The sequence below is a fragment of the Candidatus Phytoplasma prunorum genome, assembly GCF_036924415.2.
Lineage (GTDB): Bacteria > Bacillota_I > Bacilli_A > Acholeplasmatales > Acholeplasmataceae > Phytoplasma > Phytoplasma prunorum.
Map to the genome: position 1 here is coordinate 1 of NZ_JAZHCY020000009.1, position 7,783 is coordinate 7,783.

The 7,783-nt window shown below is 27.3% G+C and carries 11 protein-coding genes; all 11 read right to left on the reverse strand.

The window, feature by feature from the left end:
- Window positions 1-629, reverse strand: a 629-nt coding sequence (locus V9D86_RS01765; protein WP_334331082.1) for a hypothetical protein, incomplete at its 3' end; no start/stop codon positions are given.
- Between the two features lie 131 nt (window positions 630-760).
- Window positions 761-1,399 (reverse strand): hypothetical protein, encoded by a 639-nt coding sequence (locus V9D86_RS01770; protein ID WP_334331083.1) that lies wholly within the window; start codon window positions 1,397-1,399, stop codon window positions 761-763.
- 186 nt (window positions 1,400-1,585) lie between these two features.
- Window positions 1,586-2,467: a hypothetical protein gene (locus V9D86_RS01775; protein ID WP_334331084.1), complete on the reverse strand. Its 882-nt coding sequence runs from the start codon at window positions 2,465-2,467 to the stop codon at window positions 1,586-1,588.
- A gap of 112 nt (window positions 2,468-2,579) precedes the next feature.
- Entirely contained in the window at window positions 2,580-4,226 is a 1,647-nt protein-coding gene (locus tag V9D86_RS01780) for a coiled-coil domain-containing protein (protein ID WP_334331085.1), read from the reverse strand.
- Window positions 4,227-4,281: 55 nt separating this feature from the next.
- Complete coding sequence (locus V9D86_RS01785) at window positions 4,282-5,214, reverse strand: DNA adenine methylase (RefSeq protein WP_334331086.1); 933 nt, start codon at window positions 5,212-5,214, stop codon at window positions 4,282-4,284.
- A complete protein-coding gene (locus tag V9D86_RS01790; protein ID WP_334331087.1) occupies window positions 5,204-5,395 on the reverse strand; it encodes a hypothetical protein in 192 nt (63 codons plus the stop codon). Before V9D86_RS01790 ends, V9D86_RS01785 begins: the two co-directional genes overlap by 11 nt.
- A gap of 5 nt (window positions 5,396-5,400) precedes the next feature.
- Window positions 5,401-5,805 (reverse strand): hypothetical protein, encoded by a 405-nt coding sequence (locus V9D86_RS01795; protein WP_334331088.1) that lies wholly within the window; start codon window positions 5,803-5,805, stop codon window positions 5,401-5,403.
- A gap of 66 nt (window positions 5,806-5,871) precedes the next feature.
- Window positions 5,872-6,141: a hypothetical protein gene (locus V9D86_RS01800; RefSeq protein ID WP_334331089.1), complete on the reverse strand. Its 270-nt coding sequence runs from the start codon at window positions 6,139-6,141 to the stop codon at window positions 5,872-5,874.
- Window positions 6,142-6,215: 74 nt separating this feature from the next.
- Entirely contained in the window at window positions 6,216-6,851 is a 636-nt protein-coding gene (locus tag V9D86_RS01805) for a YqaJ viral recombinase family nuclease (RefSeq protein ID WP_334331090.1), read from the reverse strand.
- A 1-nt stretch (window position 6,852) separates the two neighbouring features.
- Window positions 6,853-7,170 carry a hypothetical protein gene (locus tag V9D86_RS01810; protein WP_334331091.1) on the reverse strand — a complete coding sequence of 106 codons (318 nt, stop codon included), beginning with the start codon at window positions 7,168-7,170 and terminating at the stop codon, window positions 6,853-6,855.
- Between the two features lie 331 nt (window positions 7,171-7,501).
- A partial coding sequence (locus V9D86_RS01815; RefSeq protein ID WP_334331092.1) for a hypothetical protein occupies window positions 7,502-7,783 on the reverse strand: 282 nt, incomplete at its 5' end.

Consider the following 7,783-nt stretch of genomic DNA (forward strand, 5'->3'; position numbering starts at 1 on the left):
GGCAAATCATTTTTAAAAGTCTGATAGTTTTCTAAGTTATCATCTTCAAAATCATAATTGTTTCGTGTAAAATGTTCGGTTAAAATGCGGTTTATTTCTGGGATACCTTGATAGATTTTATTATGTTTGTTTTCTTTTAACCAACTATATATTTCTTTTTTGGCATCTTCAGTTGTCATATTTTTATCAAAATACCAAAAACGCTGTTTTAAGGTGTTAATGAATTCATAAAAATAAAAATCTAATTCTTTTTGTTTTTGAAATGAGGTATTATTAGAAATTTGGTTTGAATCGCCGTCTTCTTTCCACTCAAAATTGGTATCGGCTTTAATTTCAGTTTCAAAAGATTTAATATATTCATCGTTGTCAAAAATTGGTTCATCATTGTTAATGATAAATTTATTAATCGTTGTAAAATTAGGTTTTTGATCTAAAATCAATAAAACAGTGATAATTTTATCGACTTTATTTTTGGCTACTAGTAAGTATTTAATCTTGTTAGTAGTATAAATATTTTGAAATAATCGCAGAAAAAAAGCTTTGATTTCTTTTAAAGGAATTTCAAAGCAATTATGATAAGTAATGATAATATTTTTATATTGAATTCTGATTTTTTTATTTGATGGCATGATATTTTTTAACTCACTTTCATTATTTTTATTGATTTTTTTATGTTTAAAAAACTTAAAATTAGATATAAAAAAAGACCTATGTAAATAATAGATCGGTAATTATTAATATTTGATTTAATTGGTAATATTTAGTTAGTTATTTCAAAATCATTCAGTAAGCTAGAAATAATGTATTTTAAATTTATTTCTATTGCTTTTTTATTAGTTTTGGCTATAGTTAACATATCCGTATACATTTTTTGTTTAGATTCTAAATTTTTAATTTCAAGTTCAATTTCAGCCATTTGTTTAATAATTTCGGCCTTGTTTTCGATTAAATTATTAATTTTAAAATTATATGCTTGCATAATTTCATCAGTTTCCCTTTTTCCCCTTTTTATAAAATATTCTCGTTCTTGATTAATTCTAGTAATTGCATTTGCAGGTAGATGACTTGGTAATAATTTTAAATCATTATGTTTTGAGAAAATATAAGCTTGAATTTGGTTAAATTCATTAGCAGTAATTTTAAATTTAACTGCTTTAATAGGTTCATTTTTAGATTCATTTTTAGATTCATTTGAAATTAGAGATTCATGGGTTGATGGTTCGGATTCATAAAAAATTCCTAAACATAAACCACTAAGGATTAATAACAAAATTAATAAAATCAAACCATAACGGCCACAGTTAGGCTCGTCATTTGGGGTTTGTTGAGCGTAAAAAGTTAAACCCAACACGGTCATATTAATCATAATAAAAATAAAAGTGGATTTCGGAGTTACCATTTTTATATATCCTTTCTTTAAACAGTTTTAGGACGTATTAAGGTCAATTGGTAATTAATTTAAAATTGGTTTTAATCGTTCAATTTTGATTTTTTTATGTCTAAAAAACTTAAAATTAGATATAAAAAAAGACCTATGTAAATAATAGATCGTAATTATTAATATTTGATTTAATTTGGTAATAATTTAGTTAGTTATTTCGAAATCATTCAGTAATTTAGAAATAATGTATTTTAAATCTTTTTCTATGTCATTTTTCATAGTTTCAACCATGGTTAATCTTTCTTGACATGTTTTTTGATCGATTTCTAAATGTTTAATTTTAACTCGAATGTCGGACATTTGTTGGATAATTTCGGAGGCTTCTTCTTGTAATGGTTTAATTTCAGAATCTAAAAGAACATAATTAGTAGTTCCGTAACGAAATTGTTTCCTTTGAACTTTTTTTAAATTAACTAATTCATCTTTGGAAGCTAATTTTTGAGCTAAAGGGGTTAATTGATTTTGTAAAGGTGGAATTTGATTTTTAATTGTTTCAAGATTATTGTGAAATTCGTTAATTTCTAAATTATATTCTCTTAGAATTTTTCTCATAGGGCTTTTTATAAATTGTTCTCGTTCTTGATTAATTAAATCAATCGCATTTGCAGGTAGATGACTTGGTAATAAATTTAAATCATTATGTTCTGAGGAAATATAATTTTGAATTTGGTTAAATTCATTGGCAGTAATTTTAAATTTAACTTTTTTAATAGGTTCATTTTTAGGTTCATTTGAAATTATAGATTCATTGGTTGATGTAATTTTTGGTTCTATTTTTGGTTCTATTTTTGGTTTGATTTGGGGTTCAATATTTGATTTTGTTTCATGAAGAGGTAATGACGGAGAATTATTAGTTTCGCTTGATATAATGGGATTACGCTTTTCAATTACTAACGGAGATATTTTGGAATCAGCTTGATTATGTGAATCGGAACTAAAATTATAATTTTTAACACATAAGTATGCGGTAATAATAATAACAATGCTAATAGTAATTAATAAATATTTTTTTTGACTTAAATTCATGATTTAAAAACCTTTCTAATAATAGTAATAATAATTTTTCAAATAATATTATTACTATTATACAAATTTATAAATTTAAGAGGGGAAATGATGCTTGTAAATTATCAAAAAATTATTTGTTAATAATTGGTTGATAAAATTTAGCATTTCTTGCATCTTGTAATCTTTGTTGAGCGCGTGCATAACTAGGATTTTTTTGTTTTAATTCGGTTTTTATTTCATTTATGCTTTCTTCTAAAGCAAATAATTTTTCTTCTCGGTTTTTGTAATCTTTTGGTAATTTTCCTAAATCTTGAACTTTTTCTAATTTTTTATTTAATTCTTCAGTAAGGTTTTGATATTCATAAATTATTGATGTAAATGTTTTTTTGGAATCATCTTTACTTAATGTATTAGTTTTTATTTCGTCTCTAAATTCAGCACTTAAATTACTCTCTTTTTGTTGTTTAAGATAATCATTACGACGTTTTTGGTGTTCTTCGACTTCGATTTTTAAATCAATTAAAGCCCAATCAAGTTGTTTGTTAATTGTGTTAAAGACCGTTTGATCTATAAATTTCATCGTATTATCAGGATTTAAGAATAAAATTTTAGCTTTACCTAAATGTTTTTCTAACTCTTCGGCATATTCTTTATTTTTACGGTCTTGATATTGTTGTGCTGTTTCTTTACCAAAATATTCATTTCTTAGGTCTTTAATTTCTTTCCAAGCAAAAATACCACGTTTAAATTGTAATGCTTCACCGATAGTATTGTCGATCATAGTAATTAAATTAGTAAAGTTAAAACTATTTTTTTTGTCATAATCCGAAGCAGCTGAAAGGGCAGCCATAGCAGCGTCACGCATAATTTTAATTATTTCTTTTCGAGCTTCAACTTTTTTAATTTGTTCGTCAATTTCATTAATAGAAGTTTGAATTTCGGCTTTTCGTGTTTCAACATCTTTAATTTTATTTAATAATTCTTGTTCTTGTTGATTTAAAAATTTAAAATCTTTTTCTATGTCATTTTTCATAGTTTCAACCATGGTTAATCTTTCTTGACATGTTTTTTGATCGATTTCTAAATGTTTAATTTTAACTCGAATGTCGGACATTTGTTGGATAATTTCGGAGGCTTCTTCATTTAATTTATCAAGTTTAACACGTAAACGTTTTTTATCATCCTCATTTTTTGTTTGTGATAATTCGGTTTGAGTTTTAACAATTTCCGCCTCTTTATCAGCTTTTTCAGTGGTTAAATTTAATAATTTACCTTTAAAAATAGTAATATTGGCAGTGGTATCTTGGAAATCTTTTTTAATATTTGCGATTTCGGTGGCCTTATCGTTTAGGGTCGTTTCAATACGCGCTTTTTCTGTTTGTGTAAGGTCTTGCTGTTTCAGTAATTCCTTTAATTCAGCTTCAACCGCTTTTAAATCCGTTTCCCAGTCTTTTTTAAGACCGTGATAATTATTAATAGTGTCATCATATTTAGCTAACGCCTCATCAATTTGGGGAATTAATTGTTGAGCATACTTCGTTGATGGTTCGGATTCATAAAAAAATCCTAAATATAAACCACTAAGGATTAATAATATAATTAATAAAATTAAACCATAACCGCCCCAGTGAGGAGTGTTTGAAGAGGCTTGTTGATGGTTGACAAACGTTTTGCGGGTATAAAAGATTAACCCCAATACGGTCATCGTAATCATAATAAAAGTAAAAGTGGATTTCAAAGAAACCCAACTTTGTAAAACGTCTAATGGAGTTACCATTTTTATATATCCTTTCTTTTAACAGTTTTAGGACGTATTAAGGTCAATTTGGTAATTAATTTAAAATTGGTTTTAATCGTTCAATTTTGATTTTTTTTAAAAATAATAAATGATCGATTTGTTTTTTTTGATTATGGCTTAATTCATAATTAGTGATAATTAATTCAGCCGTCTTATTTTTCCGCTGGTCACTTTGCGAATTAATCATTCGATTAACGGGAATTTTGACCAAATAAAAAGCTTGATATAATTGCTTAATTAATTGGGTATCATGATTAGTTAAAACCCATTTAACCCCTTTTAAATGAGCTGTTTGTAAACTTTTAGCTAATTCGGCTTGCTGGGATTTATTAAACCCTTCAGCGGTGTAACTATTAAAGGTTTTAGTATCGGAATCATAAGGCGGATCACAAAAAAGCAAATCATTTTTTTGCGTTTGCGAAATGATCGTTTGATAATCTTGCTTTAAAATTTCAATGTCATTATTTTTTAAAAAAGTAATCAGGGCTTGCAGATGAGGGCCATTAATAATATTCCCCAAGGTGATCTGATCTTGGCCATTGAAAGGCGTATTGAATTGATTTTTAGCATTAACGCGATAAAGTCCATTAAAACAAGTTTTATTCAGGAAAATAAACCGCGCGGTTTTATTAATATCATCGCATAAATTAATATCTTGTTGACGTAAATGATAATAAAAAGCTTTTTTTTCGGTCTTTAAAGCTTTAACATATTTTTTCAATAACTTAATCACCTGGACCGATTGATCTTTTAAAGTTTTCCAAGCGGTGATTAATTCGGCATTAATATCCGATATCATAGCTTTTTGAGGTAATAAATTTAAAAAAACCCTGCCACCACCTAAAAAGGGTTCAAAATATGTTTCATATTCGATATTCATAATAATATTTAAAAACGGTAATAATTGTTTTTTTCCCCCTGCCCATTTAACAAAAGGTTTGATGCTCGGACTTGGATTAATTTTCATGATGATGAAATTCCTGATACCATAAATAAATAATAAAAAACAAATCGGAAATAATACTAATCATCATATTGGCTCTTAAACCAATTTCCAAATCAAAAATTAAAGCGATTAAATTGGTAACAATAAATAGCACATACGTTAACGTCACCACGCTTAAAATTTGGTGCGATTTTTTGAACATAAAATTTAATGGTTCCTTTCTTTTATTAATTTTAAATCGGTTTTAATAGTTCGCCATTGTTGATCATAATGGGCTTTAATTTTGGTTAAAAGCGTTAATTGTTGAGTAGTAGCTTTAATCCGTCCTTTTAAGGCCCTTTGTTTTTGGGGGTCTTGATGGGACGGATTTAAGCTTAATTGGTTTAATTGGTGTAATTGATTAGTAGTTTGATGAAGGTAGTTATTTAATAACTGGGTATGTTGATTCAGAGTTTGAATTTTATGGTTAAGTTGGTTAAAAAGATTGTCAGACCGACTTTGATAAACATTCTGACCGATATTCACCATTAAGAAAATTATTAAGGTCATAATTAACCATTTATCAAAGCTGGAAAAAGTTATCATTAAGTTTTGATCACATGCAATTAACATATTTTTTATTCCTTTACGTTTGAATTTTGATATTTTAAAAATTTAAATTAAATTTAAAGCTTGAACTTATTTTAATTCCGCTAAAACAGCGTTATAGATTTGATGGTTAAAAAGTTTGTGATAAGCTTGATAGATTTTTTTTAACATGGTTAAACGTTGTTTTAAAAGGCGGATATCTTTTTGATAGTTTTTTTTGATAAACCCGATTTTAACGTGGTTAATTTGTTGTTTTAAGTCGGTAATTAACTGTGTGGTTTGATTAATGACGTTAGTTAATTTAACTAAATTATTTTTTGGTGGTAAAACTTGGTAATATATTTTATTAGATAGATACATGTTGATTTCTCCTAGAAATTTGATTGGATTGGGATATAAAAAACATCGATGAAAAGTCATCAATGGTCATGAAATTAATATTTTTTTTGAACTAAAGTTTTTAAATACGTCGTCGTTTGTAATTCGGTTTTAGCTTTAGCCAATAAATCTAAATATTTTTTACTATCGTGAATCATTTTGGTAATAAATTGATTATCTTGATAAATGCGCACGACATGATAATTAGTGGGACTTAAGAAAACAAAAAAGTACGCGAACCGCGCTTGGCTACAATATATTTGACATTGAACTTGGCTCCAGTAGTTACTGGGAACGGTTTTATTGGCTAAAAATTGATCCCAAGTACTAGAAATTTGCCCATTGTCATTGATAAACGGACATTTAATTTCTAATAAAAGTCGTTTTTGTTCGTTATAACCATCCAGCGAGGCCGAAAACATTTTAACTTGATCATCCGTAAAAATCGCATCCGCAAAATTTAATTTGGTGATGGTTTCAAAGAATTGACGGGCAATGGGTTCAGTTTTTTGGCCGTGCTCCGTGTATTTATTACTGGAAAAAGTAGTGCCAAAGATTTTATCATGAACTAATTGTTCTAAAGAACGGAATTTATCAAGATGGGTAATACTGCCAATTTCCGAGGCATTAATGAATTGGGCCCGGTGTTGATACCAACTCGGAGTCCTTTGATTTAAATTTTTAATCCGCATGTTATTGTTTTTCCTTTTCTGTTTTAAGGGCTTTTTTTTCGGCTTTAGATTTAAAAAACGCACGAATTAATTTACCTGGTTGCCATAAAATAATGACAATGCTTTCCATAATTAAATAAATAAAATGACCAATATGAAAAATTCCTTTTAAAATGGTTTCCAATAAGGTCAGAATTTGGGGGATAAATAATAAAATCACCGCTAATAACAAAATATTACAAATTTGGTTATAATCACCAATATAACTACCAGCCCATTGTAAACTCTGATTTAATTTGGTTAAACCAAAGCGTAAGCTATTAATTATTTGTTCCCACATGACCGGTACCCCCGTTGGTGAATTAGATAACGATAAAATTTAACGGTAATCCCGTTTTTTAATCGGGCAATTGATAACCGGAAACTATAAAAATATAAGCGCCATAAATAAATACATCCATACATCAAAGCTTTATACATAATGAATGAAAAAATATAAATTAAGCCTTGACCGATATACGCCCAGATTGATTTTTGCATCATTTTAATCACAGTCCTTTCTAATTTGGATATCAAAAAAACCGCCTTTAAAAGGTCGGTTTTTGATGGTTTTAGTTTAAATTTTATATAAAAAAAACTACCTTAAAAGTAGTTTTTTGATTTGATTTAGTTTAATTTAAAATATCAGGTTTCATTGGCGGAGGGGTAGTATCACAATAGGTTTCGAATTTAATATTTGAATAATCTATCGAAACACCTAACAATAATAATTTTTTGTTTGATATATTTCTACCTGTAAAATATTCTACATTTTCATCTTGGTATTTAGTAAAGTACCATGCATCTTTAGTATATCCTGCAATATATTTATAAAATAATGCATATTGATGAATAGATTCCTGAGAAGCATTAATTTTTTGATTATGTATATAATTATTATTATTAATAATATC